Source organism: Enterobacter sp. CC120223-11 (genome assembly GCF_900215375.1).
GTDB lineage: Bacteria > Pseudomonadota > Gammaproteobacteria > Enterobacterales > Enterobacteriaceae > Scandinavium.
Genome location: NZ_OBEF01000015.1, coordinates 1 through 26,998, shown reverse-complemented (window position 1 = coordinate 26,998; position 26,998 = coordinate 1). Strand labels below are relative to the sequence as shown.

At 58.2% G+C, this 26,998-nt stretch carries 21 protein-coding genes and 2 tRNA genes; 18 read left to right on the top strand and 5 right to left on the bottom strand.

Annotated elements, in window-relative coordinates:
* Positions 1-12: 12 nt before the first annotated feature.
* Positions 13-1,710: a sigma 54-interacting transcriptional regulator gene (locus CRO87_RS16565; protein WP_097164034.1), complete on the bottom strand. Its 1,698-nt coding sequence runs from the start codon at positions 1,708-1,710 to the stop codon at positions 13-15.
* A 165-nt stretch (positions 1,711-1,875) separates the two neighbouring features.
* Between CRO87_RS16565 and hycI the strand changes: the two genes are divergently transcribed.
* Entirely contained in the window at positions 1,876-2,331 is a 456-nt protein-coding gene (gene hycI, locus CRO87_RS16560; RefSeq protein WP_097164033.1) for a hydrogenase maturation peptidase HycI, read from the top strand.
* A 103-nt stretch (positions 2,332-2,434) separates the two neighbouring features.
* Here the strand turns inward: hycI and CRO87_RS16555 are convergent, their stop codons facing one another.
* Both CRO87_RS16555 and ascF read right to left on the bottom strand, forming a co-directional pair.
* Positions 2,435-3,853, bottom strand: a complete 1,419-nt coding sequence (locus tag CRO87_RS16555) for a 6-phospho-beta-glucosidase (protein WP_097164032.1) — start codon at positions 3,851-3,853, stop codon at positions 2,435-2,437.
* Positions 3,854-3,856: 3 nt separating this feature from the next.
* A complete protein-coding gene (ascF, locus tag CRO87_RS16550; RefSeq protein ID WP_097164031.1) occupies positions 3,857-5,311 on the bottom strand; it encodes a PTS cellobiose/arbutin/salicin transporter subunit IIBC in 1,455 nt (484 codons plus the stop codon).
* Positions 5,312-5,511: 200 nt separating this feature from the next.
* On the opposite strand from ascF, the gene CRO87_RS16545 reads away from it, so the two are divergent.
* The 5 genes from CRO87_RS16545 (at position 5,512) to CRO87_RS16525 (ending at position 12,629) form a co-directional block, all read left to right on the top strand.
* Entirely contained in the window at positions 5,512-6,525 is a 1,014-nt protein-coding gene (locus CRO87_RS16545; protein WP_097164030.1) for a LacI family DNA-binding transcriptional regulator, read from the top strand.
* 131 nt (positions 6,526-6,656) lie between these two features.
* Positions 6,657-7,202, top strand: coding sequence for an electron transport protein HydN (hydN, locus tag CRO87_RS16540; protein WP_097164029.1), 546 nt, complete (start codon positions 6,657-6,659; stop codon positions 7,200-7,202).
* A gap of 35 nt (positions 7,203-7,237) precedes the next feature.
* Complete coding sequence (gene fdhF / locus CRO87_RS16535) at positions 7,238-9,388, top strand: formate dehydrogenase subunit alpha (protein WP_097164028.1); 2,151 nt, start codon at positions 7,238-7,240, stop codon at positions 9,386-9,388.
* Positions 9,388-11,622 (top strand): carbamoyltransferase HypF, encoded by a 2,235-nt coding sequence (hypF, locus tag CRO87_RS16530; protein WP_097164027.1) that lies wholly within the window; start codon positions 9,388-9,390, stop codon positions 11,620-11,622. The genes fdhF and hypF overlap by 1 nt, the downstream gene beginning before the upstream one ends.
* Positions 11,616-12,629: a HoxN/HupN/NixA family nickel/cobalt transporter gene (locus CRO87_RS16525; protein WP_097164026.1), complete on the top strand. Its 1,014-nt coding sequence runs from the start codon at positions 11,616-11,618 to the stop codon at positions 12,627-12,629. Before hypF ends, CRO87_RS16525 begins: the two co-directional genes overlap by 7 nt.
* A 227-nt stretch (positions 12,630-12,856) precedes the next feature.
* Here the strand turns inward: CRO87_RS16525 and norW are convergent, their stop codons facing one another.
* Positions 12,857-13,990 carry an NADH:flavorubredoxin reductase NorW gene (gene norW / locus CRO87_RS16520; RefSeq protein WP_097164025.1) on the bottom strand — a complete coding sequence of 378 codons (1,134 nt, stop codon included), beginning with the start codon at positions 13,988-13,990 and terminating at the stop codon, positions 12,857-12,859.
* Entirely contained in the window at positions 13,987-15,435 is a 1,449-nt protein-coding gene (norV, locus tag CRO87_RS16515) for an anaerobic nitric oxide reductase flavorubredoxin (protein ID WP_097164024.1), read from the bottom strand. Before norV ends, norW begins: the two co-directional genes overlap by 4 nt.
* Before the next feature lie 183 nt (positions 15,436-15,618).
* On the opposite strand from norV, the gene norR reads away from it, so the two are divergent.
* The 12 genes from norR to CRO87_RS16450 all read left to right on the top strand — a co-directional run bounded on the left by norR (position 15,619) and on the right by CRO87_RS16450 (position 26,994).
* Positions 15,619-17,133: a nitric oxide reductase transcriptional regulator NorR gene (gene norR / locus CRO87_RS16510; protein ID WP_097164023.1), complete on the top strand. Its 1,515-nt coding sequence runs from the start codon at positions 15,619-15,621 to the stop codon at positions 17,131-17,133.
* 102 nt (positions 17,134-17,235) lie between these two features.
* Positions 17,236-18,315: a lytic murein transglycosylase B gene (gene mltB / locus CRO87_RS16505; protein WP_097164022.1), complete on the top strand. Its 1,080-nt coding sequence runs from the start codon at positions 17,236-17,238 to the stop codon at positions 18,313-18,315.
* A 192-nt stretch (positions 18,316-18,507) separates the two neighbouring features.
* The gene (locus CRO87_RS16495; protein WP_176504331.1) at positions 18,508-19,218 is read left to right on the top strand and encodes a metal ABC transporter ATP-binding protein; all 711 of its coding nucleotides are present in this window, start codon (positions 18,508-18,510) and stop codon (positions 19,216-19,218) included.
* Complete coding sequence (locus CRO87_RS16490) at positions 19,215-20,075, top strand: metal ABC transporter permease (protein ID WP_097164019.1); 861 nt, start codon at positions 19,215-19,217, stop codon at positions 20,073-20,075. The genes CRO87_RS16495 and CRO87_RS16490 overlap by 4 nt, the downstream gene beginning before the upstream one ends.
* Positions 20,076-20,089: 14 nt before the next feature.
* Positions 20,090-20,968, top strand: a complete 879-nt coding sequence (locus CRO87_RS16485) for a metal ABC transporter substrate-binding protein (RefSeq protein WP_097164018.1) — start codon at positions 20,090-20,092, stop codon at positions 20,966-20,968.
* Between the two features lie 136 nt (positions 20,969-21,104).
* Complete coding sequence (gene pncC / locus CRO87_RS16480) at positions 21,105-21,602, top strand: nicotinamide-nucleotide amidase (RefSeq protein ID WP_097164017.1); 498 nt, start codon at positions 21,105-21,107, stop codon at positions 21,600-21,602.
* Between the two features lie 73 nt (positions 21,603-21,675).
* On the top strand, positions 21,676-22,734 hold the full coding sequence (recA, locus tag CRO87_RS16475) for a recombinase RecA (RefSeq protein WP_097164016.1): 1,059 nt from the start codon (positions 21,676-21,678) through the stop codon (positions 22,732-22,734).
* A gap of 72 nt (positions 22,735-22,806) precedes the next feature.
* A complete protein-coding gene (recX, locus tag CRO87_RS16470) occupies positions 22,807-23,307 on the top strand; it encodes a recombination regulator RecX (RefSeq protein ID WP_097164015.1) in 501 nt (166 codons plus the stop codon).
* A 133-nt stretch (positions 23,308-23,440) separates the two neighbouring features.
* The gene (gene alaS, locus CRO87_RS16465; RefSeq protein ID WP_097164014.1) at positions 23,441-26,068 is read left to right on the top strand and encodes an alanine--tRNA ligase; all 2,628 of its coding nucleotides are present in this window, start codon (positions 23,441-23,443) and stop codon (positions 26,066-26,068) included.
* Positions 26,069-26,308: 240 nt separating this feature from the next.
* Positions 26,309-26,494 carry a carbon storage regulator CsrA gene (csrA, locus tag CRO87_RS16460; RefSeq protein ID WP_000906486.1) on the top strand — a complete coding sequence of 62 codons (186 nt, stop codon included), beginning with the start codon at positions 26,309-26,311 and terminating at the stop codon, positions 26,492-26,494.
* Positions 26,495-26,820: 326 nt separating this feature from the next.
* Positions 26,821-26,913: transfer RNA gene (locus CRO87_RS16455), tRNA-Ser, on the top strand.
* Positions 26,914-26,917: 4 nt separating this feature from the next.
* Positions 26,918-26,994, top strand: a tRNA-Arg gene (locus tag CRO87_RS16450).
* Positions 26,995-26,998: the final 4 nt, after the last annotated feature.

Sequence of the window (26,998 nt, the reverse complement as noted above, 5' to 3'; positions counted from 1 at the left end):
TACGCGGGAGCCTTAAAGATCCCGCGTATTAATCCCCAGACGCTGCATCCTTGAGAGCAGCGTTGTTCTTTTCAGGCCGAGCTTCTGCGCCGCGCCTTTTGGTCCCGCCACAATGCCGTTTGTTTCCCGCAGGGCCTGAATAATCCTTTCCCTTTCACCTTCGTCGGTTTCCGGCGTTTGCGGATTAAACATCGGCGGCAGCTTGATGGCAGCAGGCTGCGCACGTGGCGTCTGCGCCGGGGCGGCAGGCATTTTCAAATCACCCAGCTGTAAATTTAGAGTGTTGCCCTGTGTGAGGATCACCGCGCGTTCAATGACGTTTTGCAGTTCGCGCACGTTGCCCGGCCACGGATACTGGCACAACGCCTGAAGCGATGCCGCAGGAATAGTGTCGATGGTTTTGTTCATGCGCGCCGCCAGTTTTTGCGTAAACCAGGTGGCGAGCAGCGGAATGTCTTCCGGGCGCTCGCGCAGCGGCGGGATCACGATCGGGAACACGTTCAGGCGATAGAACAGATCGCTGCGAAACTCACGTTCCTGCACCATTTCATGCAGATCGCGGTTGGTGGCGGCGATCATCCGGACGTTCACCGGGATCACTCTGCTGCCGCCGAGGCGCTCCACTTCGCGCTCCTGCAACACGCGCAGCAGCTTGGGCTGAAGTTCCAGCGGCATATCGCCAATTTCATCGAGGAACAGCGTGCCGCCGTCGGCCATTTCAAAACGGCCGATATGGCTGCTGGTCGCCCCCGTGAAAGCGCCTTTTTCGTGGCCGAACAGATCGCTTTCCAGCAGGCTTGCGGGAATGGCGGCGCAGTTCATTTTAACCAGCGGGTTCTGGGTGCGCTGGCTGAGCTTGTGGATGGCGCGGGCGATAAGCTCTTTGCCGGTGCCCGTCTCACCGAGCAGCAGCACGGTGCTGTCGCTCATGGCCACCATCTCCACCTGACGCAGCAGGTTTTTCATTGCCGCGCTCTGGAAAATAATATCGTTCAGGCTTTCTGCATTTTGCAGCTGTTCTGTTAACCAGATATTTTCCTGCTTTAACGAATCTTTTAAGCGGGTGATTTCATTCCACGCATTGGCATTATCCACCGCAATGCTGATGCGAGAGGCTATTTGCCCAAGTAGCGAACACACTGCCGGTGTAAACGCGCTGGCATCGGTATGGGCGAGAATAAATACGCCGGGCGAATGGGCGTTAAATGTTAATGGCAGCAGCAGGGTGGCCTGCATGCCAGCGGAATATAAATCTTTTAATAACGGGTCGTTGAGGTTTTCATTAAGCGCAACGGCCTGCGGCTGACTGCTGTCCAGCACGTTTTTCAGAATGCTTTGGGAGACAGGGTAGGTTCTTTGCTGGCAAACGTACTGATTCTCACCCTGCCAGCCGCAGGCGGTGACCGGGAAAGCCTCTGCGGATTCGCCGTCGAAAAAGGCAAGCGAGACGCAGGGAATGGCGAAATAGCGATGAATGTCCGCGGCGATGGCGCTGACCATTCCTTCACGGTCGAGGTGGGCAAGCACCGAGTTGGTGATATCGACCAGAATGCGGTACTCGTCGCGTTCCTCTTTTAAATGATGAAAGAATTCCAGCAGATCGGGTTCAACGCCAGAATTGATCATGGCAATCAATTGATTATTCCATTCGCCATTTGAAATGGGAATGGTTCTTATTTTCTTGCCACTCAGCTTCTTTACATCATTCATCGCTTCAGCCTGTTTTGGGGAATTGCTGAAGTTCGCTATGAATCAGCAATGCTATTTGAGATCAGTATTTGCGGGCTGCGTGCAATATAAGATACCCCCTAATGATCATTCGTTGATATTGATGGGTAGTTTGCTCATTCAGCTTCTTTTTATCGGGAGAAAAGCGTGTCTAACGTATTACTTTGTGTCGGCAACAGCATGATGGGTGACGACGGGGCCGGGCCGCTGCTCGCCGAAATGTGTGCCAGCGGGCCAAAAGGCGACTGGATTGTGCTCGACGGCGGCAGCGCACCGGAAAGGGAAGTGGCGGCGATTCGTGAAATGCGCCCGAACCGCTTGCTGATTGTCGATGCCACTGACATGGGGCTGGAGCCGGGCGATATCCGCATTGTTGACCCCGACGACATCGCCGAAATGTTCCTGATGACCACCCACAACATGCCGCTGAACTACCTGATTGAGCAGCTGGCCGAAGACGTGAAAGAGGTGATTTTCCTCGGTATTCAGCCGGATATCGTCGGTTTCTATTATCCGATGACCGAAAAGGTGAAGGCTGCGGTCGACGTGGTTTATCAGCGGCTTGAAGGCTGGACTGGCAACGGCGGGTTTGAGCAGCTGTAAAGTTTGCCGGGCGGCGCTGCGCTTGCACCGGCCTACAATTTTACGGACGACCTGTAGGCCCGGTAAGCGTCAGCGCCACCGGGCAAGCAGCCCGGCAATTACATTACGCCAAATCTTCCCCGTTACTCGCAATCACCTTCTTATACCACCAGAACGATTTCTTGCGCGTGCGGGCCAGCGTGCCGTTGCCCGCGTCGTCGCGATCGACGTAGACAAAGCCGTAGCGCTTGCTCATTTCGCCTGTCGAAGCCGCCACTAAATCAATACAGCCCCAGGTGGTGTAGCCGATGACCGGAATGCCGTCGTCAATCGCGTCGCCCATGGCCTGAATGTGTTCACGCAGGTAGCTGATGCGGTAGTCGTCGTTGATTTCGCCATTAGCTTCCACCACGTCCTTCGCACCAAGACCGTTCTCTACAAGGAACAGCGGCTTCTGGTAGCGGTCGTACATCATGTTCATGGTGATGCGCAGGCCCAGCGGGTCAATGCCCCAGCCCCATTCGCTGGCCTTGATGTGCGGGTTTTTCAGCGATTTGACGATGTTCGCCGCATTGGTGTTGTTGGCGTTCATGTCTGCCGATGCACAGCGAGAGGCGTAATAGCTGAACGACACGAAATCGACGGTGTTCTTCAGGATTTCATCATCGCCAGGCTGCTTTTCAATGGTCACGCCTTTTTCGCGGAACACGCGCGCAGAATAAGACGGATAAGCGCCGCGCGCCTGCACGTCAATAAAGAACAGGTTCTCGCGGTCCTTCTCCAGCGCCATCCACACGTCTTCCGGCTTGCAGGAGTACGGGTAGAAATTACCGCCCGCCAGCATGCAGCCAACCTGATTTTGCGGGTTCACTTCATGGGCGATTTTGGTCGCCAGGGCGCTGGCAATCAGTTCGTGGTGCGCGGCCTGATATTTCACCTGCTCCTGATTTTCACCTGCTTCAAACACCAGCCCGGCACCTGAATAAGGGCTGTGCAGCATGATGTTGATTTCATTGAAGGTGAGCCAGTATTTCACCAGCCCATCAAAGGCTTCAAAGCAGGTGCGGGCGTAGCGGGTAAAGAACTCCACCATTTTACGGTTACGCCAGGAGCCGTACTCCTGCACCAGATGCATCGGCACGTCGAAGTGGCAGAGCGTGACCAGCGGCTCAATATTGTGCTTTTTGCATTCGGCGAACATATCACGATAAAAAGCGATGCCTTCCTCATTGGGCGTCAGCTCATCGCCGTTCGGGTAGAGGCGCGCCCAGGCAATTGAGGTGCGGAACACCGTGAAGCCCATTTCTGCCATCAGCGCGATGTCTTCCTTGTAGCGATGATAGAAATCAATCGCCTGATGGCTCGGGTAGTACTCGTCCTCACGCAGGGTGAAGCGTTTCTCCAGCCCGAGCTTCACCGGCATCCGGTTTGCGCCGTGGGGAATGGTGTCGACGGTGGTTAAGCCCTTTCCGCCTGCCAGATATGCGCCTTCTGACTGGTTAGCCGCCAGTGCGCCGCCCCATAAAAATCCTTCTGGAAACATGCCTTACCTCGCTTGTAACGGTTGTTCGGTGGCAGAAATGCCCTGTGCTTTACGGGCCTGCACGGCCTGTTCTTCCACCGGAATATCTTCAAAGCCCAGCAGCAGCGTGAGCACAAAGGAGAGCACCACGGCCAGCGCCATCACGCCAAACACCCAGACGATGGTCATCGGGTTCGCCGGGTCAAAGAACTGCACGCTGGTAAACAGCCCCGGTGCCGCCATCGAATGGCTGGCAAGCCCGGCGATCCCGGCGACGCCCCCGCAGATAAAGCCGCTTATCAGGCTGGCAATCAGCGGACGCTTCAGGCGAATGGCTACGCCGTAAAGTGCCGGTTCAGAAATGCCCGCCAGAATGGCGGAGGCCGCAGCGGCCAGCGCTGTCTGACGCAGTTCCGGGTTTTTCGTTTTCCAGGCAACCGCCAGCGACGAGCCGCCGAGCGACAGGTTTGCGCCAATTTCAGACGGCATGACCATGCCTTCTTTGCCGGTGGTGGCGATGGTCTGGATGATGGTTGGGGTGAACACGCGGTGCATCCCGGTCATCACCAGCAGCGGCCAGAGCGCGCCCATAATGGCGACTGACAGCCAGCCCAGATAGTCGTGAACGGTATAAACCAGGGCAGAGATCGCGGTGCCAATCCAGATGCCGATCGGGCCAATCAACAGGATAGCCAGCGGGGCGGCAATCAGCACAATCAGCATCGGTTTGAGGAAGTTTTTTGTGACCGCAGGCGTAATGTGGTCGACCCAGCGTTCGATATACGACAGGCACCAGGTCATCACCAGCGCCGGGATCACCGTGTAGGTGTATTTCACCGCCGTCACCGGAATGAAGGCGAATTCAACGTGCTCGCCCTGGGCGGCTTTTGCCATCAGCTCGATAAAGCTCGGGTGCACCAACACGCCCGCAATGGCAATCGCCAGCGACATGTTGGTTTTGAATTTCACCGCCGCGGAGGCCGCCACCATCAGCGGCAGGAAGAAGAACGCGCCGTCGCCGATCACGGTGAGAATGGTTAGCGTCGGAGTGCCTTTCGCCAGCACGCCGGACATCTCCAGCACCATCGCCAGCAGCTTCACCATCGAGCCGCCGATGATCGCCGGGATCAGCGGCGACATGGTGCCGATCAGCGCATCGAGAATGCCCGCACCAATGCGGCGCAGGGTGAGTTTCTGCGGGCCCTGCTCCACGGCAGACTGCAGATTGCCCGGCAGCAGGTTCATCACCGCTTTGTAAGCCTGTGAAACCGTGTTGCCGATAATCACCTGGCACTGGTTGTCGCTGCGTACCACACCCAGCACGCCGTTCAGGGCTTTAAGCGTGGCGGTATCGGCAAGCGTCGGATCGTTGAGCACAAAGCGCAGGCGAGTCATGCAGTGGGTCGCGGCGGTGATGTTGTTCGCGCCGCCCAGGGCGGTCACCACATCCTGAGCCAGCGCGGCATAGTTTTTCGACATCGGGTCAATCCATCTTATGGTGGTTAATATTTGTGTAGGAAACCGGTTCCACATAATCATCAAGAGATCGGATTGACGAAACAATATGCTTTGGAGATCTATTTTGTTTTCGTGAAGTTGATCACTTCAGATCGCCGAAGCTGAAAATCCGCGGATCCTGAAGTACACTTCCCACACTTTTTTCAGACGGATGAGCGAACATGGCAACGATGCTGGAGGTGGCGAAGCGCGCTGGCGTGTCGAAAGCCACCGTGTCCCGCGTGCTATCGGGCAATGGCTATGTCGGCCAGGAAACCAAAGACCGCGTCTTTAAAGCGATAGCCGAAAGCGGCTATCGGCCAAATCTGCTGGCGCGCAACCTGGCGACCAAAAAAAGCCAGACGCTGGGTCTGGTGGTGACCAACACGCTGTACCACGGCGTCTATTTCAGCGAACTGCTGTTTCACGCCGCGCGGCTGACGGAAGATCAGGGGCGGCAGCTGATCCTCGCCGACGGCAAACACAGCGCGGAAGAGGAGCGGGCGGCGATCCAGTACCTGCTCGATCTGCGCTGCGATGCGATCATCATCTACCCGCGTTTTCTCACCCCGGACCAAATGGATGAGATAATCCTCGGGCACGACAGGCCGATCATGGTGCTCAACCGCCGGCTGCGAAAGCACGCCAGCCACTGCGTCTGCTCCGATCAAAAAGCCTCCAGCGAAATGGCGGTGGCACAGCTGATTGCTGACGGGCACCGCGATATTGCGTTTATCACCGGCTCCCTCGATTCGCCAACCGGCATTGAGCGCCTGGCGGGTTACAAGGCCGCGCTGGAGAGCAACGGCATTGCGGTTCGTGATGAGTGGATTGTGGAGGGCAAGTGGACCCCTGCCACTGGCGCGGCGGGTGTGGAAACGCTACTGGCGAGGGGCATTCCCTTCAGCGCGCTGGTGGCCAGCAACGACGACATGGCCGTCGGGGCAATCAAACAGCTGGTCAGCGCGGGCATCAGCGTGCCGCAGCAGGTGTCGGTGATTGGCTTTGATGATATTGCGCTTGCGCCTTATACCGTGCCGTCCCTGTCCAGCGTGAAAATACCCGTCACGGCGATGATTGAAGAAACCATCAACCGCCTGATCTTCATGCTCGACGGCGGGGAGTTTAAGCCCGGACATGCCTTCCCGGGAGAGCTTATTCTGCGTGATTCCGTCACCGCCGGGCCGTTCGCCTGACCGTCATCTGTCGTCGTCATTTATGACGATGACAGCTTCTTCATTAAGTAACTAACTGATAAATAGCTATTTTAATAATGGCGCGAAAAATGCATACCTCCGGCCCTACTGCTTAATGCCCGGAGGAGTGCATGAACCGTTTCATCATCGCGGAAGCGAGCAAATGTATTGGCTGTCGCACCTGTGAAGTGGCCTGCGCCGTGGCGCACCAGCCTGAACAGGACTGTGCGGCGCTGACGCCCCAAACTTTTTTACCCCGCATTCACGTCGTCAAAGGCGTAAATATTTCCACCGCCACCGCCTGTCGTCAGTGTGAAGATGCCCCCTGTGCGAACGTCTGCCCGAACGGGGCGATTGCCCGTGAAAACGGCTTTGTCCACGTGATGCAGGAGCGCTGCATCGGCTGCAAAACCTGCGTTGTCGCCTGCCCGTATGGCGCAATGGAAGTGGTGGTTCGCCCGGTGGTACGCACCAGCGGCTTCGGCATGCAGGTGAAAATGGAAAAGGCTGAGGCCAACAAGTGCGACCTTTGCCATACCCGTGCCGACGGCCCGGCCTGCGTCGCTTCCTGTCCTACCGCCGCGCTGGTGTGTATCGACCGGGAAGCCCTTGAACAACTGAATATCGAAAAACGCCGTCGGGCTGCGCTCGACAGCGCATTTTCCGTGTCGTTTTAATCTCAATCCTTTCACTTTTAACAGGTCTGTTACTGATGAAAAAAATCACGAGTGTTTGTCCATACTGCGGCGCGGGCTGCAAGCTGAAACTGGTTGTTGATAACAATAAAATTCTGCGTGCGGAAGCCGCCGACGGCGTCACCAACCAGAATGAGCTGTGCCTGAAGGGGTATTACGGATGGGATTTTCTCAACGACACCCGCCTGCTGACGCCCCGCCTGACCCAGCCGATGATCCGCTATGAAAAAGGCGGCAAATTGACCCCGGTCAGCTGGGAAGAGGCGATTCGCTACACGGCCAAAAAACTCAGCGAGATTAAAACGAAATACGGCCCCCGCGCGATCATGACCACCGGGTCGTCGCGCGGGACGGGCAATGAAACCAACTACGTCATGCAGAAGTTTGCGCGAGGCGTGCTGCACACTAACAACGTGGACTGCTGTGCACGCGTCTGCCACGGCCCGTCTGTCGCCGGGCTGCAGGAAACCCTCGGCAACGGCGCAATGAGCAACTCCATCGGCGAAATTGAAGATTCGGCCTGCCTGCTGGTCTTTGGCTACAACTGTGCCGACTCGCACCCGATAGTGGCGCGGCGGGTGATCAAAGCCAAAGAGAAAGGGGCGAAAATCATCGTCTGCGATCCGCGTAAAATCGAAACGGCCCGCATCGCAGACCGCCATTTGCAGATGAATAACGGCTGCAACATGGCGCTGGTGAATGCCTTTGCCTACGTCCTGCTGGAAGAAGAACTGTACGACAAAGCCTGGGTGGCGCGGCATACCACAGGCCTTGAGGCCTATCGCGAAGTGGTGAAGGACTACGCGCCAGAAGCCGTGGAAGCACTCACCGGCGTGCCTGCCCGTCAGGTACGTGAAGCAATGCGGATTTACGCCGCTGCGCCTACTGCCACCATCATGTGGGGCATGGGTGTGACGCAGTTCGGCCAGGCGGTGGACGTGGTGAAAGGGTTGGCAAGCCTCGCGCTGCTGACCGGCAACCTCGGGCGGAAAAACGTCGGCGTTGGCCCGGTTCGCGGGCAGAACAACGTGCAGGGCGCCTGCGATATGGGCGTGCTGCCGAATCAGTTCCCTGGCTATCAGGACGTGACCGACGCACAGGTGAGGGCAAAATTTGCCAAAGCCTGGGGCATCGACAGCGCACTGATGGACGACAAAATCGGCGTGCGTATCACCGAAGTGCCGCACCTGGCGCTGGAAGGCAAGGTGAAGGCCTACTACATCATGGGCGAAGATCCGCTCCAGACCGAAGCCGATCTGGGGCTGGTGCGAAAAGGGTTTGAGGCGCTGGATTTTATTGTCGTGCAGGACATCTTCATGACCAAAACCGCCGAGCAGGCCGACGTGCTGCTGCCCGCCACCTCCTGGGGCGAACACGGCGGCGTCTTTACCTGCGCCGATCGCGGCTTCCAGCGTTTTGAAAAAGCGATTGATGCCACTTATAACGTCAAGCGCGACTGGGAGATCATCAGCCTGATTGCCCGCGAAATGGGCTATCCGATGCACTACGCCAGCAACCAGCAAATCTGGGATGAAATGCGCGAGCTCTGCCCGCTGTTCTACGGCGTGACGTACGAAAAAATGGGCGACATGGGACACGTGCAGTGGCCGTGCCCGACGCTCGACCATCCCGGCACGTCTTATCTGTATCAGGATAGCCAGTTCGATACGCCGGACGGCAAAGGGCACCTGTTTGCCGCCCAATGGCGCGCGCCCGCCGAAACGCCTGATGAGGATTTCCCGCTGGTGCTTTGCACCGTGCGCGAAGTTGGGCACTACTCTTGCCGCTCGATGACCGGCAACTGCGCGGCGCTCCAGTCGCTTGCCGACGAACCCGGTTTTGTGCAGATGAACCCGGAGGATGCGCAGCGGCTCGGCGTGAAGGATCGCGACCTGGTGTGGGTGGAGTCGCGCCGCGGGAAGGTGATCAGCCGGGCGAATGTCAGCACCCGCACCAATGCAGGCAGCGTCTACATGACCTATCAGTGGTGGATTGGCGCCTGCAATGAACTCACTCAGGACAACCTCGATCCCATCTCCAAAACGCCCGAAACCAAGTACTGCGCGGTGCGCGTCAGCCACATTGCTGACCAGCGCTGGGCGGAAAACTTTGCGCTGACGAGCTATCACGAGATGAAAACCCGGCTGCGGGAGGCGGCAAACGTCTGATGAAAGAGAACGGCATCGCCATTCGCGTGCGGGGCAAAGTGCAGGGCGTGGGCTTTCGCCCGTTCGTCTGGCAAATGGCGCAGCAAATGCAGCGCGCGGGCAACGTCAGCAATGACGCCGAAGGGGTGCTGGTGCACCTTGTCGGTGCAGAAGAGGGCTTTGCCACGCAGTTAAAGGTGCATTGCCCCACTCTGGCGCGCATCGATGCCGTGGAGATCGGCCCGTATCAATGGGCTGATTTACCGCAGGATTTCACCATTCACGACAGCGGGGCCGGGCGCATGAGCACGCAGATTGTGCCCGATGCCGCGACCTGCCCGGCCTGCCTGGCGGAGCTGAACGACCCGCGCAACCGCCGCTATCGTTACCCGTTTATCAACTGCACCCACTGCGGCCCGCGCTTTACGATAATCCGCGCCATGCCTTATGACCGCCCGTTCACCGTGATGGCGGCGTTTCTCCTTTGCCCTGCCTGTGAACAGGAATACCGCGACCCGCGCGACCGCCGCTTTCACGCTCAGCCCGTGGCCTGCGAAACCTGTGGCCCGCAGCTGAGCTGGCAGTCGGGCGCGGAAACGGCTTTGGGCGAGGAGGCGCTGGCTGCGGCGATAGCTATGCTTGCCTCGGGCGGTGTGGTGGCGATAAAAGGGCTCGGCGGATTCCATCTTGCCTGCGATGCGGGCGATGCGATGGCGGTGGCGCAATTGCGTGAACGCAAGCGTCGTCCGGCAAAACCGCTGGCGGTGATGGTGGCACAGGTCAATACGCTGCCGGAGCAGGCACAAAAATTGCTTAACACTCCGGCCTCGCCCATCGTGCTGGTGGCGAAAAATAGCGTGGAAGGGCTGTGTGAGGACATTGCGCCAGGCCTGGATGAAGTCGGGGTGATGATACCGTCCAACCCCATTCAGCACTTGCTGATGCAGGCGCTGGGTAGCCCGCTGGTGATGACCTCCGGCAACCTCAACGGCAAGCCTCCGGCACTCACTAACGATGAAGCGCTGGCGGACCTGGCAGAGATTGCCGACGGCTTCCTGCTTCACAACCGGGGTATCGTGCAGCGCATGGATGATTCCGTGGTGCGGCAAAGTGGCGAAGTGCTGCGGCGGGCGAGGGGCTTTGTGCCCGATGCGCTGCCGCTGCCGCCCGGTTTTGCTGACGTGCCGCCGATGCTGTGCTGCGGCGCAGATTTAAAAAACACCTTCTGCCTGGTGCGCGGGCAGGATGCGGTGCTGAGCCAGCATCTGGGCGACCTGGCTGAAGAAGGCGTGGAGGAACAATGGCGCAGCGCGCTGGCCCTGATGCAGTCGATTTATGCCTTCACGCCTGAGCGTGTGGTGGTGGATGCGCATTCGGGCTACCGCTCCGTGCAGTGGGGCAAGGCGCTGGCGATCCCCTGCGAGGAAGTGCTGCATCACCATGCTCATGCGGCGGCCTGTATGGCAGAGCACGGCTGGCCTCTGGATGCGGGCGATGTGATTGCGCTGACCCTCGACGGTATCGGGATGGGAGAGAACGGTGCGCTGTGGGGCGGGGAATGTTTACAGGTGAACTATCGCGAATGTGAACACCTCGGCGGCCTGCCTGCGGTGGCGCTGCCCGGTGGCGACTTAGCGGCACGTCAGCCGTGGCGCAACTGGCTGGCGCAGTCTCTGGAGTTTGTACAGGGCTGGGCCACGCTGCCCGCGTTTGAGGGGAAATCCGTGCAGGCGCTGGCGCGTGCGGTTGAGCGTGGTATCAACTCGCCGCGAGCTTCATCCTGCGGGCGCTTGTTTGACGCAGTGGCGAGCGAGCTGGGCTGTGCGCCTGAGACGCTGAGTTACGAAGGACAGGCGGCTTGCCTGCTGGAGACGCTGGCAGGCACCTGCGGCGGTACGGCGCATCCGCTGGCGCTACCTTTTGCAGATAATACGCTGAATTTACGCGTTTTCTGGCAGCAGTGGCTGAACTGGCCCGCTGCCGGAGCGGAAAAAGCCTGGGCATTTCACGACGCGCTGGCCTGTGGGGTGGCGCAGATGATGCGCTTTCATGCGGAACAGCGAGGGATTACCACGCTGGTATTCGGCGGTGGCGTGCTGCACAACCGGCTGCTGCGCGAGCGGCTGGCGTTTTATCTGCCTGGTTTTACACTTTTATTTCCGCAGCAGCTCCCGGCTGGCGACGGTGGAATTTCATACGGGCAGGCGGTGATTGCCGCAGCCCGCCTTCAGGAAAAGAGAAACGTATTATGTTGATGACGCTTTTACGCCAGCAGCCGCGCGCGGCGCTGTTGGTTTTCGGACTGATCGTGGCGAATTTACTGGCTTGGGGCTGGGCATGGGAAGTGTTCGGCCACAGCGGGGCGCTGATGGCGGCAAGCCTGCTGGCCTGGGGCTACGGTCTGCGTCATGCGGTGGATGCTGACCACATCGCGGCCATCGACAGCGTGACGCGCAAAATGATGCAGCAGGGCAAGCGCCCGTTTGGCGTCGGCGCGTGGTTCTCGCTTGGGCACTCCTCCATTGTGGTACTGGCCTCGGCGGCGATTGCGGCCACCGCCACCGCCTTCCAGAAGCAAATGGGCTGGTTTCATGATACCGGCAGCGTGATTGGCACCGCCGTTTCGGCACTTTTCCTGCTGGCGATGGCTTTCGTAAACCTTGTCATTCTACATAGCGTCTGGCGCAGCTTCCGTGCCTTTCGGCAGGGAAAACCCTTCAACAGCGATCCGGTTGCCAGCGGCGGCATGATGAGCTGGCTGTTTGGCAAAACCTTCCGCCTGGTCGGAAAAAGCTGGCACATGTATTTGGTCGGTTTTCTGTTCGGTCTTGGCTTTGATACCGCCACGGAGGTGGGGGTGTTGGGGATCACAGCGGCCAGCGCGTCGAGCGGGATGTCCATCTGGAGCATTATGATTTTCCCGGCCCTGTTCGCGAGCGGCATGGCGCTGGTGGATACAATTGACAACGTGCTGATGGTGGGCGCCTACGGCTGGGCGTTCAACAAGCCGCAGCGCAAGCTTTACTACAACATGACCATTACCGGCACCTCGGTGGTGGTGGCGCTGTTTATCGGTGGGCTTGAGGCGCTGGGCCTGATGATGGACAAGTTTGGCTTCAGCGGTGGGCTGTGGAACCTGGTCGGGGCGCTGAACGACAACCTTGGCAACGCCGGGTTTATCGTCATTGGGCTGTTTGTCGCCTGCTGGATCATCTCCCTGGCGGTGTACCGCTGGCGCGGGTATGACGCCCTAAGCATTTAAAATCTGGATTGCCCGGTGGTGGCTACGCCTGACCGGGCCTACAAGGACTGTGGAAGTGTACCGTAGGAGAGGGCATCAGGCCGCACAAGGTGAATAGCAAAAATCCTCGCTTCCGAGGATTTTTTAATGTTTGCACCCCTCGCCCTGTGGGAGAGGGGCGGGGGAGAGGGCATCAGGCCGCGCAATTTGTTGTAGGCCGGGTAAGCCTGGCGCCACCCGGCATTTTTTCAGGCAGAGAGCTGCTTCAGTAACCCAAACGCCTGCTTCATATTTTCCTCGCTGACCACAAACGCCCGCAGTCTGTCATCGTCGTCCACGCCCTGAGCTATCATGCCTTCGGCGGTGGTTTCGATGCGCCAGCGTAAATCGCTCCGGCGGGTATCGCCTGCCAGGTGCAGCGGCAGGTCAGGCGTTTTCACCTTCACCAGCATCGGCGGCAGCTTCAGGCTTCCGCTTTCCCCGAGCAGATTTTTTGCCAGCGTCAGGGCGCTAAGCAGTATCGGTTGCAGGAAGGGCAGCACGCTGCCGTTGATTTCAGCGCAGTCGCCGAGGGCGTAAATGGCTGAATCGCTGGTCTGCAAAGTGCTGTCGACAACAATCCCGCGATTCACCGTGATGCCCGCACTTCGGGCAAGGGCGATCTCCGGGCGCAGTCCGGCGGCGGCGATAACGGCATCCACCTCAATCGCCCGGTTTCTGTCGAGCCGCACGCAGACTCCACCCTGCGTTTTCTCCAGCCCCTGAAGCTGGCTTTTGAGCAGCAGATGAACGCCCGCTTCCGTCAGCCGGTGCTGAAGGCGGCTGCTGACTTCCGGCGGCATCAGCGCCGAGAGAATGCTCGCCGAGTTATCCACCACGCTGACCGCCTTTCCGGCACGATTGCAGTCCATCGCCAGCTCGGTGCCAATCAGCCCTGCACCGACGATCAACACTCGTTTCGCGTCATGTAGCGCCGCCTGTGCCGCGCCGTATTCCTGTTGGCTGTTCAGGGTGATCATCAGTTCCTTGCCGGGCACCGGCGGCACGAAGGGCGCGGCACCCGTCGCTAGGACCAGTTTGTCGTAGGGAATGCTTTGCTCGTCGCAGGAAACCCGCCGGTTTTCAGCGTCGATACCCGTTACCCGCGTGTGCGGGAGAAGGCGCAAATTGTACTGCTCAGCAAAGTCACCTGCCGTTTGTAGCGTCAGATCCACAGCCTGCTGGCCACGGCTGATGACGTGGCTGAGATCCGGTTTGTTGTACTCATCCATGCTGTCGGCGGCGATCAGCGTCAGCGGCACCTGCGCGTTCTGCTTGCGAATGTTTTTCACCAGCTGACGGGCGGCGAAGCCCGAGCCGATGATAAGAATGCCGTGGTTCATTTTGCCTCCGTGGCCAGCACGTCAAAGACCTCTTTGCCAAGTGAGCATTCCGGACACAGGAAGCTGTCCGGCACTTCGCTCCACGGCGTGGCTGGCGCGACGTCCTGGTTCGGTTCACCCTTCGTAGGATCGTAAACCCACTGGCAGACGCTGCACTGCATTGACGGGCCAAGGTCAGCAGCCGCTGTGGCGGCGCAGGCGCAGTCTTGCGGTTCCTGTGTCGCTGTGGCTTCAGCGACCGGCAGCGGGGCCAGCGCCCACTGACGAGCGATCTCACGCCCGTGCTCGCGGCAGACTTCCAGCGCGTCGAGGTCCGGACGCCATTTGGCTTTCAGGCTCAGGGACATCTCAAACCCGGCATCCTGCAGGCGGGTGGAGAGCCTGTCCACTGCGCCGCCGCTCCAGCCGTGGGAGCCGAAGGCGCTGGCGCGCTTGTTACGAAAACGCAGGCCGGTCATCTCTTCCACCAGTCCGGCAATTTTCGGCATCATCACGTTGTTCATGGTGGAGGTGCCCGCCAGCACGCCCTTGGAGCGGAAGACGTTGGTCAGCACGTCATTTTTATCGCTTTTGGAGACGTTGAAAATTTTCACCGCCACGCGCGGGTCAACTTCGTTAATGCCCTGGGCGATGGCGTCGGCCATCATGCGGGTGTTGTTGGACATGGTGTCGTAGAAAATCGTGATGCGGTCTTCCTGGTAATCCGCCGCCCATTTCAGGTACAGCTCGACGATTTGCGTCGGGTTATCGCGCCAGACCACGCCGTGGGAGGTGGCAATCATATCGACCGGAAGATTGAAGCCGAGGATCTCAGTGATTTTTGGTGTTACCAGGCGGCTGAACGGGGTCAGGATATTGGCGTAGTAGCGTTGGCACTGTTCGAAGAGTTCAGTCTGATCAACCTCATCGTTGAACAGGCGTTCGTCGCAGTAGTGCTGGCCGAAGGCGTCGTTGCTGAACAGCACCGCGTCACCGGTCATGTAGGTCATCATGCTGTCCGGCCAGTGCAGCATCGGCGTTTCAACAAAAATCAGCTGCTTACCGTTGCCGATATCAATCGTATCGCCCGTTTTCACCACGTTGAAGTTCCATTCCGGATGGTGGTGGTGGCCGTTGATGGAATCGATGGCGTTGGCGGTGCAGTAAATCGGCGTGTCGGGAATGCAGGACATCAGTTCGGTCAGCGCGCCCGCGTGGTCTTCTTCAGCGTGGTTGATGATGATGCAGTCGATATCGGCCAGATCGATCTCTGAGCGCAGGTTCTGCACGAACTCGCGGCTGAATTTGTGATCGACGGTGTCGATCAGCACGTTTTTCTCTTCACGAATCAGGTAGCTGTTATAGCTGCTGCCGCGCAGGGTTTTGTATTCGGTGCCGTGAAAATCACGCACTTCCCAGTCGCGCTGTCCAACCCAGTGAATATTGTTCTTAACGTGAATAGCCATAATGTCCTCAATCAGTCTTTTGGTTCAAAAAAGTGATTGAGCTATTACAATTCGCGTGCCAGTTTTTATTTTATTGATAATAAATGGTTTTTTAAATTTAGCGTTGTTGCTGATTGTCGTTATGACTATGATTAATGCAGTCAAAAAGACATTGCGTATAGTCATAATGACACTGAGGCGAAAATGAGTTTTTCCACTGAGGCGCTGGCAAAGATTGCCATCGAGCTGCAAAGCGATATCGGCCATCCCGATCGCTTCTCCCGTCTGATCACCACCCTGCGCCAGCTTTTAGGGTGCGATGCTTCGGCGCTGTTGCGCTATGAGGCCCATCAGTTTATTCCGCTGGCGATAGACGGGCTGGCAAAGGATGTGCTCGGGCGGCGCTTCGCGCTGGAAGGGCACCCGCGGCTGGAGGCGATTGCCCGCGCGGGCGATATTGTTCGCTTCCCGGCGGACAGCACGCTGCCCGATCCTTACGATGGCCTGATCCCCGGCCAGGAGAGCCTCAAGGTTCACGCCTGTCTCGGCCTGCCGCTGTTCGCCGGGCAGACCCTGATTGGTGCGCTGACCCTCGACGGTATGGACGCGCATCAGTTCGACAGCTACAGCGACGAAGAGCTCAGGCTGATTGCGGCGCTGGTGTCCGGCGCGCTGAATAATGCGCTGCTGATTGCGCGGCTTGAAAGCCAGAACGCGATGGCGGGCTACGTCAGCGGCGAAGTGGCCTCTGGCGTGCAGGAGATGATTGGCCTTTCGGCCCCGGTTGTGCAGCTGAAAAAAGAGATCGAGATTGTGGCAGCGTCGGATCTCAACGTGCTGATTGGCGGCGAAACCGGCACCGGGAAAGAGCTGGTCGCGAAGGCGATTCATCAGCACTCGCCGCGAGCCGTGAACCCGCTGGTCTATCTCAACTGCGCGGCGCTGCCGGAAAGCGTGGCGGAAAGCGAGCTGTTCGGGCACGTGAAAGGGGCCTTTACCGGGGCCATCAGCCATCGCAGCGGCAAGTTTGAGATGGCGGATAACGGCACGCTGTTCCTCGATGAAATTGGCGAACTCTCCCTGGCGTTACAGGCAAAGCTGCTGCGCGTGTTGCAGTATGGCGACATCCAGCGAGTCGGGGATGACCGCAGCCTGCGGGTGAATGTACGTGTGCTGGCGGCAACCAATCGCGATCTGCGCGAAGAGGTGCTCGCCGGGCGTTTCCGTGCGGATCTGTTCCATCGCCTGAGCGTGTTTCCGATCGCCGTGCCGCCGCTGCGCGAACGTGGCGATGACGTCATTTTGCTGGCGGGGTATTTCTGCGAACAGTGCCGCGCCCGGATGGGGCTCGGCAGCGTGATTTTGAGCGCTTCGGCCCGGGCGCAGCTTGCGGCCTGGCACTGGCTGGGCAACGTGCGCGAACTGGAACACGCTGTTCATCGCGCAGTAGTGCTGTCGCGGGCAACCAGCGGCGGCGATGAGGTGATGCTGATGCCGCAGCACTTCGCCTTCGAGGGCGAACCTTCCTCCGTTCCGCAGGTGCCTGAAGTGCCGGTCTCTGCGGTAAATCTGCGTGAAGCGACCGAGGCGTTTCAGCGGCAGGCGATTACTCAGGCGCTGGAAAGTCAGCAACACAACTGGGCCGCCACTGCCCGGGCGCTGTCGATGGATGTGGCGAATCTGCATCGTCTGGCGAAGCGGCTAAAATTGAAACAGTAACTTTAAACGAAATATTTTCCGCTACCGCCCGCTGGCGCTTTCTTATCGTCGGCGGGATGTTTACCATGCTTACTCTTGCCGAATTAGCTAAATGGATGTCACATGTTGAAGCGTCGTTATCTGACCTTACTTCCGCTCTGCGTGCTGGTTGCCGCCTGTAGCAGCAAACCGAAAACCGCGGAAGCGCCGACCACCGCCCCGTCCTCCGGCGGTTTTTTGCTGGAGCCGCAGCATAACGTCACCATGATGGGCGGGGACTTCGCCAACAACCCGGCGGCGGAGCAGTTCATTGATGCGATGGTCAGCAAGCACGGCTTCGACCGCCAGCAGCTGCATGAAATTCTTTCGCAGGCGAAGCGCCTGGACTACGTGCTGAACCTGATGGACCGACAGGCACCGACGGCGCAGGTACCAACCGGCCCGAACGGCGCATGGCTGCGCTATCGCAAACAGTTCATCACGCCGGATAACGTGCAGAACGGCGTAGCGTTCTGGAACCAGTATCAGGATGCGCTCAATCGCGCGTGGCAGGTGTATGGCGTGCCGCCGGAGATTATCGTCGGCATTATCGGCGTGGAAACCCGCTGGGGCCGCGTGATGGGCAAAACCCGCATTCTCGATGCGCTGGCAACGCTCTCCTTTAACTATCCGCGCCGTGCTAAGTACTTCTCCGGTGAGCTGGAAACCTTCCTGCTGATGGCGCGCAACGAGCAGGACGATCCGCTGGATCTGAAAGGCTCCTTCGCAGGCGCGATGGGCTACGGTCAGTTTATGCCGTCGTCCTATAAGCAGTTCGCCGTGGACTTCAACGGCGACGGTCATATCAACCTGTGGGATCCGGAAGACGCGATTGGCAGCGTCGCCAACTACTTCAAACAGCACGGCTGGGTGAAGGGTGACGAGGTGGCGGTAATGGCTTCTGGCCAGGCGCCGGGTCTGGAGAATGGCTTTAAAACGAACTACAGCGTGTCGCAGCTTGCCGCCGCTGGTTTAGCGCCAACCCAGCCGCTGGGCGGTCATCAGCAGGCAAGCCTGCTGCGTCTGGATATCGGTACCGGCTACCAGTACTGGTACGGCCTGCCGAACTTCTACGCGATTACCCGTTATAACCACAGTACCCACTACGCAATGGCCGTCTGGCAGCTCGGCCAGGCCGTGGCGATGGCCCGCGCTCAGCAGTAATCCCGCCTTCCCCTCCTGCGGGAGGGGAAACATTTCGATACAGCTCCAGCCCGCATCTTCGATTTACATTTTTCGCTTAATTCAATATTGTTATGTTATAACATAATTGAGGTTGGCGATGATTCCCTTTTCCCTGTTTAACGCCTCCGGCCTGCTGCGGCTGGGCGTGGCGCTTTTGCTGATGGCTTTATTGTGGCTGGCAATCGGCTGGGCGGTGGCGCTGCCATGATTGAACTTGACCATCTGGTGGCGGGCTACGATCGTCTCGCCATCACGCCTGCGCTGTGCGGCACCATTGAACAAGGCTCGCTGACCGCCATCGTGGGAATTAACGGCTGCGGTAAATCGACATTGCTGAAAACGCTGGCGGGCTTCATACCGCCTGTTAGTGGGCAACTGCGCTGGCGCGAGGGCAGGCCGACCATCGGCTGGCTGGCGCAGCGTCACATGCTGGAGTCACAGTTTCCTCTGACCGTTTACGACGTGGTGAGCCAGGGGGCGTGGCCGCGCGTTTCGCTGCTGCGTGGGCTGAATGTGCATACGCGCAGAAACATTGCTATCGCTCTGGAGCGTGTTGGCCTGGAAACGCTCGGCTCGTCGCCCATTGAAGCACTTTCCGGCGGTCAGTTTCAGCGGATGCTGTTTGCGCGGGTGCTGGTGCAGCAGGCGCCGCTGGTGATGCTGGATGAACCCTTCACCGGCATTGATGAAGCGACCAGCAAAGTGCTGATGGAGCTGATTCTGGAGATGCACCGCGGCGGGCAAACGGTGCTGGCGGTGCTGCATGACAACCAGCGGGTCGCCTGTCATTTCCCCGAAACGCTCTGGCTGGGCGCACAGCATGCGCGCTGGGGCGACACACCTTCTGTCCTTGCGGCCTTTGAAAACGTGAGGCGCGCATGATCTGGCACATCTTCTTCCAGCCTTTCATTGAATTCGGCTTTATGCGCCGGGCGCTGGTGGTTTGCCTGGCGCTGTCGGTCAGCACCACCTTGCTCGGCGTTTTCCTGCTGCTTCGACGGATGAGCCTGATGGGCGATGCGCTGTCTCACGCCATTCTGCCCGGCGTGGCGGTGGGTTATTTACTGAACGGGATGTCGCTGCTGGCGATGACCGTCGGCGGGTTTATTGCCGGCATCGCCGTGGCGCTGATTGCGGGATGGGTCAGCCGCCGCACGCCGTTGAAGGAGGATGCCAGCTTCGCCGGATTCTATCTGGGCTCGCTGGCGCTGGGCGTCACGCTGGTGTCTCTGCGCGGATCGAGCGTCGACCTGCTGCATCTGCTTTTTGGCTCGATTCTGGCGGTCGATAAAAGCGCGGCATTGTTCGTGGCGGGTGTTGCCAGCCTCACGCTGATTATCCTGGCGCTGCTTTATCGCGGGCTGGTGAGCGAAGCATTCGACAGTGCCTGGCTGGAGGTCAACTCCCGCCGACTGCCGTCGCTGCTGCACGGGCTGTTCCTGGCGCTGCTGGTGATAAACCTGGTGGCGGGTTTTCAGGTGCTCGGCACGCTGATGGCGGTGGGCGTCATGATGCTGCCTGCCATTGCTGCCCGCTGCTGGGCGCAAACGCTGCCGGGTATTTTGCTCTTCGCCGCGGTGAGCGGGGCGTTCAGTGCCTGGCTCGGCCTGAGCCTCTCCTGGTCGGCGAATCTGCCCGCCGGGCCGTCAATTGTGCTCACCGCCAGCGTCCTGTTTTTCATTTCGGTGTTTTTTGGCCGGCGTAGTCGGCTGGCTTTCCGCCTTCGGGCGCTTTTCTAACGCAAGGGGATAAAATGAAGAGAACGGGGTTGATTCTGGCACTGGCCGTTGGCGTGCTGTCGCAGGGCGCGATGGCAAAAACGCTGAACGTGGTGAGCAGTTTTTCGGTGCTTGGAGATATGGTGCAGCAGGTAGGCGGGGAACATGTTCACGTGGACACGCTGGTGGGGCCGGACGGCGACCCGCATACCTTTGAACCCTCGCCGCAGGACAGCGTTTTGCTGAGCAAAGCCGACGTGGTGGTGGTGAATGGCCTGGGCCTGGAAGGCTGGCTGGACAGACTGGTTAAGGCATCAGGCTTTAAAGGCAAACTGGTGGTGGCGTCGGAAGGGGTGAAGACTCATACCCTCGATGAGGATGGAAAAACGGTCACCGATCCGCACGCATGGAACAGCGCTGCCAACGGGGCGCTGTATGCGAAGAACATTCTTGCGGGGCTGATCAAGGCCGATCCTGAGGATGAAGCTGCGCTGAACGCCAGCGGGCAGAAATATATTGCCGGGCTCATGCAGATAGACAGCTGGGCGAAAGCGCGTTTTACGGCTATTCCACAGGCGAAGCGTAAAGTGCTGACCAGCCATGACGCTTTTGGCTACTTTGGCCGTGCTTACGGCGTGACCTTCCTCGCACCGCAGGGGCTTTCGTCAGAAAGTGAGGCCAGCGCGGCGCAGGTCGGCGCGCTGATTCAGCAGATTAAAGCCGACGGCGTACACACCTGGTTTATGGAAAACCAGCTCGATCCGCGTCTGGTTAAACAGATTGCAACGGCAACTGGCGCGCAGCCAGGCGGTGAGCTTTACCCGGAAGCGCTTTCAAAACCAGGTGGCGTGGCGGATAGCTATACCAAAATGCTGCGGCACAATGTGGAAACGCTCGCTAATAGTATGAAGTAAATCTGAGATGCGCCCCTGCAACGGGGGCGCAGTACGTTTTTTCTGAAGCGCCCTCGTAAAATTGCCACCTCATCTCCCTCCTTTTGCAGAAAATGGTATCTTGTTGAGCATCTTTTTCAGGCCGTGAGAGACAACGATGACCGAAAGTGAATTGATGGTGCTCAGTGAACAGGTTGGGCTGGCGCTGAAGGCGCAGGGCGCGACCGTGACGACAGCGGAGTCCTGCACCGGCGGTTGGATAGCCAAAGTGTTGACGGACATTTCCGGCAGCTCCGCCTGGTTTGAGCGCGGGTTTGTGACCTACAGCAACGAGGCCAAATCGCAGATGGTCGGCGTGGGCGAAGACACGCTGCTGAACCACGGAGCAGTCAGCGAACCGGTAGTGGTAGAAATGGCGATTGGCGCACTGCGCGCGGCTCGCGCCACTTATGCGCTGTCAGTCAGTGGTATTGCCGGGCCGGATGGCGGCAGCGAAGAGAAGCCTGTGGGAACCGTGTTGTTTGGCCTCGCCTGCGCGAACGGCCAGGGTTTTACCCGCAGAGAATGCTTCAGCGGTGACCGCGAATCCGTGCGCCGACAGGCCACAGCTTATGCCCTGCAGCTGCTGTGGCAACAATTTCTACAAAACACTTGATACTGTATGACCATACAGTATAATTGCACCAACAAAACAGAATTTACGCGGTAACACCCGGACAGGAGTAATAATGGCTATCGACGAAAACAAACAGAAAGCGTTGGCGGCAGCACTGGGCCAGATCGAAAAACAATTCGGTAAAGGCTCCATCATGCGCCTGGGTGAAGACCGTTCCATGGATGTGGAAACCATCTCCACCGGTTCGCTTTCTCTGGACATCGCTCTGGGTGCAGGCGGCCTGCCGATGGGTCGTATCGTTGAAATTTACGGGCCGGAGTCCTCCGGTAAAACCACGCTGACCCTGCAGGTTGTGGCTGCGGCGCAGCGCGAAGGCAAAACCTGTGCGTTTATCGACGCCGAGCACGCGCTGGATCCGGTTTACGCTCGCAAACTGGGCGTAGATATCGATAACCTGCTGTGCTCCCAGCCAGATACCGGTGAGCAGGCGCTGGAAATCTGTGATGCGCTGGCCCGCTCCGGTGCGGTAGACGTCATCATCGTCGACTCCGTGGCGGCGCTGACGCCGAAAGCGGAAATCGAAGGTGAAATCGGTGACTCTCATATGGGCCTCGCGGCGCGTATGATGAGCCAGGCGATGCGTAAGCTCGCGGGTAACCTGAAACAGTCCAACACCCTGCTGATCTTCATCAACCAGATCCGTATGAAAATTGGTGTGATGTTCGGTAACCCGGAAACCACCACCGGCGGTAACGCACTGAAATTCTACGCCTCTGTACGTCTCGACATCCGCCGTATCGGCGCGGTGAAAGAGGGCGACAACGTGGTGGGCAGCGAAACCCGCGTGAAGGTCGTGAAAAACAAAATTGCTGCGCCGTTCAAGCAGGCTGAATTCCAGATCCTCTACGGTGAAGGCATCAACTTCTTTGGCGAGCTGGTCGATCTCGGCGTGAAAGAGAAGCTGATTGAGAAAGCCGGTGCCTGGTACAGCTACAACGGCGACAAAATCGGTCAGGGTAAAGCGAATGCTATCTCCTGGCTGAAAGAGAACCCGGCTGCGGCGAAAGAGATCGAGAAGAAAGTTCGCGAACTGCTGCTGAACAACCAGGACGACAAACCTGCCTTCACCGTTGACGATAACAGCGTTGAAGAAACCAACGAAGATTTTTAATCTTCTCTGAAGTAAGAAAAGGGCTGCTGATGCGGCCCTTTTGCTTTTTTACCGAACCGGAAGAGGGGAGATATGTCTGAAAATTCACCACGGCGCTCCGCCTACTCGCGCCTGCTCGACCGGGCGATTCGCATTCTGGCGATGCGTGACCACAGTGAGAAGGAGCTGCGGCGGAAGCTGACAGCGCCAGTGCTGACGAAAAATGGCCCGGAGCCTATAGATGCGCCCGAGGAAGAGGTCGAAAAGGTGGTGGCCTGGTGTCATGAAAGCCACTACCTGGACGATGCCCGTTTTACCCGCCAGTTCATCGCCAGCCGCAGCCGCAAAGGCTATGGCCCGGCGCGTATCCGCCAGGAGTTGAACCAGAAAGGCATCGAACGCCGTGATGTCGATCAGGCGATGTACGACTGCGAAATTGACTGGATGGCGCTGGCGCGAGAGCAGGCCGAAAGAAAGTTCGGTGAGCCGCTCCCCACAGCGTTTGCCGAAAAGGTCAAGGTGCAGCGATTTCTGCTCAATCGTGGCTATCTGATGGAAGATATCCAGCAAATATGGCGAAATATTAACGACTGAGTCACACGGGATTTTACTTCCGTTGCAGGAAAACTTATCTTATTCCCACTTTTTTCCGTAAGGGTTGCCTGACTGTTTAAAAACTGTTCAGCTGCCGCCTGCAACAATCCGTTAGCGTGATTCCAGGATAATTATGAGCAAGAGCACCGCTGAGATCCGTCAGGCGTTTCTCGACTTTTTCCATAGCAAGGGACATCAGGTAGTTGCCAGCAGCTCCCTGGTGCCAAACAACGACCCGACTCTGCTGTTTACCAACGCCGGGATGAACCAGTTCAAGGACGTGTTCCTTGGTCTCGACAAGCGTAATTATTCCCGCGCGACCACCTCGCAGCGCTGCGTGCGTGCGGGCGGTAAGCACAACGATCTGGAAAACGTCGGTTACACCGCGCGTCACCACACCTTCTTCGAAATGCTGGGCAACTTCAGCTTCGGCGACTACTTCAAGCACGATGCTATTCAGTACGCATGGGAGCTGCTGACCGGTGAAAACTGGTTTGCGCTGCCAAAAGAGCGCCTGTGGGTGACCGTGTATGAAACCGATGATGAAGCCTTTGAAATTTGGGCGAATGAAGTCGGTGTTCCTCGTGAACGCATTATCCGCATCGGCGACAACAAAGGCGCACCATACGCCTCTGACAACTTCTGGCAGATGGGCGACACCGGTCCTTGCGGCCCGTGCACCGAAATCTTCTTCGATCACGGCGACCATATCTGGGGCGGCCCTCCGGGTAGCCCGGAAGAAGACGGCGATCGTTATATCGAGATCTGGAACATCGTCTTCATGCAGTTCAACCGTCAGGCCGATGGCACGATGGAACCGCTGCCGAAGCCGTCCGTGGACACTGGCATGGGCCTCGAGCGTATCGCTGCGGTGCTGCAACATGTGAATTCCAACTACGACATCGATCTGTTCCGCACCCTGATTCAGGCTGTGGCGAAAGAGACCGGTGCGATCGATCTCAGCAACAAATCCCTGCGTGTTATCGCCGACCACATTCGTTCCTGCGCGTTCCTGATTGCAGACGGTGTGATCCCATCGAATGAAAACCGTGGCTACGTGCTGCGCCGTATCATTCGTCGTGCGATCCGTCATGGCAACATGCTCGGCGCGAAAGAGAGCTTCTTCTGGAAACTGGTTGGCCCGCTGGTTGAGGTCATGGGTTCCGCTGGCGAAGAGCTGAAGCGCCAGCAGGCGCAGGTTGAGCAGGTTCTGAAAACCGAAGAAGATCAGTTTGCCCGCACGCTTGAGCGTGGCCTGGCGCTGCTGGACGACGAACTGTCGAAGCTGAAGGGCGATACTCTGGACGGCGAAACCGCTTTCCGCCTGTACGATACCTATGGCTTCCCGGTTGACCTGACGGCTGACGTTTGCCGCGAGCGCAACATCAAAGTTGATGAAGCGGGCTTTGAAGCCGCAATGGAAGAGCAGCGCCGTCGCGCGCGTGAATCCAGCGGTTTTGGTGCCGACTACAACGCGATGATCCGCGTGGACAGCGCGTCTGAGTTCAAGGGTTACGACCATCTGGAACTGAATGGCAAAGTGACCGCGCTGTTCGTGGACGGCAAAGCCGTTGACGCTGTTTCTGCGGGCCAGAATGCCGTTGTCGTACTGGATCAGACTCCGTTCTATGCAGAGTCAGGCGGCCAGGTTGGCGATAAGGGCGAACTGAAAGGCGCAGGCTTCACCTTCGCCGTCAGCGACACTCAGAAATATGGCCAGGCAATTGGTCATCTCGGCTCGCTGAGCAATGGGACCCTGAAAGTAGGCGATGCCGTTCAGGCTGATGTCGATCAGGCTCGTCGCGCACGTATTCTGCTGAACCACTCCGCAACGCACCTGATGCACGCGGCGCTGCGCCAGGTGCTGGGCACCCACGTTGCGCAGAAAGGTTCTCTGGTGAACGACAAAGCGCTGCGCTTTGACTTCTCTCATTTCGAAGCCATGAAGCCGGAAGAGATCCGCGCTGTGGAAGATCTGGTTAATGCCCAGATCCGCCGCAACCTGCCGATCGAAACCCACGTCATGGAACTGGAAGACGCGAAAGCGAAAGGCGCAATGGCGCTGTTCGGCGAGAAATACGACGAACGCGTTCGCGTACTGAGCATGGGTGATTTCTCCACCGAGCTGTGTGGCGGCACGCACGCATCCCGTACTGGCGATATCGGCCTGTTCCGCATCACTTCCGAATCCGGTACTGCCGCAGGCGTTCGTCGTATCGAAGCGGTAACCGGCGAAGGCGCAATTGCCAGCCTGCACACCCAGAGCGATGTGCTGAGCGATGTGGCGCAACTGCTGAAAGGCGACAGTCACAACGTGACGGAGAAAGTGCGTTCCGTACTGGAACGTACCCGTCAGTTGGAAAAAGAGCTGCAGCAGCTGAAAGAGCAGGCTGCCGCGCAGGAGAGCGCAAATCTCTCCAGCAAAGCGGAAGAGATCAATGGCGTCAAACTACTGGTGAGTGAGCTCACTGGCGTTGAGCCGAAGATGCTGCGTACTATGGTTGACGATCTGAAGAACCAGCTGGGTTCCACCATTGTGGTGCTGGCAACGGTCGCAGACGATAAGGTTTCTCTGATTGCGGGGGTCTCTAAGGACGTGACCGATCGCGTAAAAGCAGGGGAGCTGATTGGCATGGTCGCCCAGCAGGTGGGCGGTAAAGGGGGCGGTCGTCCTGATATGGCGCAGGCCGGTGGTACGGATGCAGCGGCTCTCCCGGCCGCACTGGCCAGCGTAAAAGGCTGGGTCAGCGCAAAACTGTAAGAACAATAAAACGCGGCAGGCGCTTTAACCTTCGGGTTAGGGTGCTTTGCAACAGCAAGACTGACAACGATAAAGTCAGGTTGAAATTGTGTAAATCGGCTAAACTTACGTCTAACAGAATGTAATGCCGTGACTGCTTACACGTTTACGTGTTTGTCATCGCTTACTTTTTGGCGTTATATGATGGATAATGCCGGGATACAAGAGACCCGACTCTTTTAATCTTTCAAGGAGCAAAGAATGCTGATTCTGACTCGTCGAGTTGGTGAGACCCTCATGATTGGCGATGAGGTCACCGTGACAGTTTTAGGGGTGAAGGGCAACCAGGTACGCATCGGCGTAAACGCCCCTAAAGAGGTTTCTGTCCATCGTGAAGAGATCTACCAGCGTATCCAGGCTGAAAAATCCCAGCAGTCCAGTTACTAATATTTCCGCGTCTCACTTCCCGGTGAGACGCAACCTTCCGGTTTTGCCTCTTTTCCTCTCTCTTCTGTTTTCTTTGTCCTGAATCCATCACACTTTTTTACTCCACAGCGTTTTTGCAAGCCGCGCCCGCGCAGGTTTTTCCGTGGTGCTTTGTGTTGATTAATCGCTCTTTTTGCCGTTTTTGCAGGCTAATTGAACGTGAAGTGTGCAAACGATAAAAGGTCTGGAAAAATTGTTTGACTTATAAGTCCCAGAAAGTAATATGTGCGCCACGCAGCGACGAGAAGCTCTTAACGAGTAACTCGAAGCACTCGCAAGAGGCGTGTGGTGAGGTGGCCGAGAGGCTGAAGGCGCTCCCCTGCTAAGGGAGTATGCGGTCAAAAGCTGCATCCGGGGTTCGAATCCCCGCCTCACCGCCATTTTGCATCCGTAGCTCAGCTGGATAGAGTACTCGGCTACGAACCGAGCGGTCGGAGGTTCGAATCCTCCCGGATGCACCATATT

Excerpts from the sequence above, each read along its gene's own strand:
- CRO87_RS16565 (WP_097164034.1), bottom strand. The coding sequence starts at position 1,710 with ATGAATGATGTAAAGAAGCTGAGTGGCAAGAAAATAAGAACCATTCCC.
- CRO87_RS16555 (WP_097164032.1), bottom strand. The coding sequence starts at position 3,853 with ATGTTTCCAGAAGGATTTTTATGGGGCGGCGCACTGGCGGCTAACCAG.
- ascF (WP_097164031.1), bottom strand. The coding sequence starts at position 5,311 with ATGTCGAAAAACTATGCCGCGCTGGCTCAGGATGTGGTGACCGCCCTG.
- CRO87_RS16545 (WP_097164030.1), top strand. The coding sequence starts at position 5,512 with ATGGCAACGATGCTGGAGGTGGCGAAGCGCGCTGGCGTGTCGAAAGCC.
- hydN (WP_097164029.1), top strand. The coding sequence starts at position 6,657 with ATGAACCGTTTCATCATCGCGGAAGCGAGCAAATGTATTGGCTGTCGC.
- fdhF (WP_097164028.1), top strand. The coding sequence starts at position 7,238 with ATGAAAAAAATCACGAGTGTTTGTCCATACTGCGGCGCGGGCTGCAAG.
- hypF (WP_097164027.1), top strand. The coding sequence starts at position 9,388 with ATGAAAGAGAACGGCATCGCCATTCGCGTGCGGGGCAAAGTGCAGGGC.
- CRO87_RS16525 (WP_097164026.1), top strand. The coding sequence starts at position 11,616 with ATGTTGATGACGCTTTTACGCCAGCAGCCGCGCGCGGCGCTGTTGGTT.
- norW (WP_097164025.1), bottom strand. The coding sequence starts at position 13,990 with ATGAACCACGGCATTCTTATCATCGGCTCGGGCTTCGCCGCCCGTCAG.
- norV (WP_097164024.1), bottom strand. The coding sequence starts at position 15,435 with ATGGCTATTCACGTTAAGAACAATATTCACTGGGTTGGACAGCGCGAC.
- norR (WP_097164023.1), top strand. The coding sequence starts at position 15,619 with ATGAGTTTTTCCACTGAGGCGCTGGCAAAGATTGCCATCGAGCTGCAA.
- mltB (WP_097164022.1), top strand. The coding sequence starts at position 17,236 with ATGTTGAAGCGTCGTTATCTGACCTTACTTCCGCTCTGCGTGCTGGTT.
- CRO87_RS16490 (WP_097164019.1), top strand. The coding sequence starts at position 19,215 with ATGATCTGGCACATCTTCTTCCAGCCTTTCATTGAATTCGGCTTTATG.
- CRO87_RS16485 (WP_097164018.1), top strand. The coding sequence starts at position 20,090 with ATGAAGAGAACGGGGTTGATTCTGGCACTGGCCGTTGGCGTGCTGTCG.
- pncC (WP_097164017.1), top strand. The coding sequence starts at position 21,105 with ATGACCGAAAGTGAATTGATGGTGCTCAGTGAACAGGTTGGGCTGGCG.
- recA (WP_097164016.1), top strand. The coding sequence starts at position 21,676 with ATGGCTATCGACGAAAACAAACAGAAAGCGTTGGCGGCAGCACTGGGC.
- recX (WP_097164015.1), top strand. The coding sequence starts at position 22,807 with ATGTCTGAAAATTCACCACGGCGCTCCGCCTACTCGCGCCTGCTCGAC.
- alaS (WP_097164014.1), top strand. The coding sequence starts at position 23,441 with ATGAGCAAGAGCACCGCTGAGATCCGTCAGGCGTTTCTCGACTTTTTC.
- csrA (WP_000906486.1), top strand. The coding sequence starts at position 26,309 with ATGCTGATTCTGACTCGTCGAGTTGGTGAGACCCTCATGATTGGCGAT.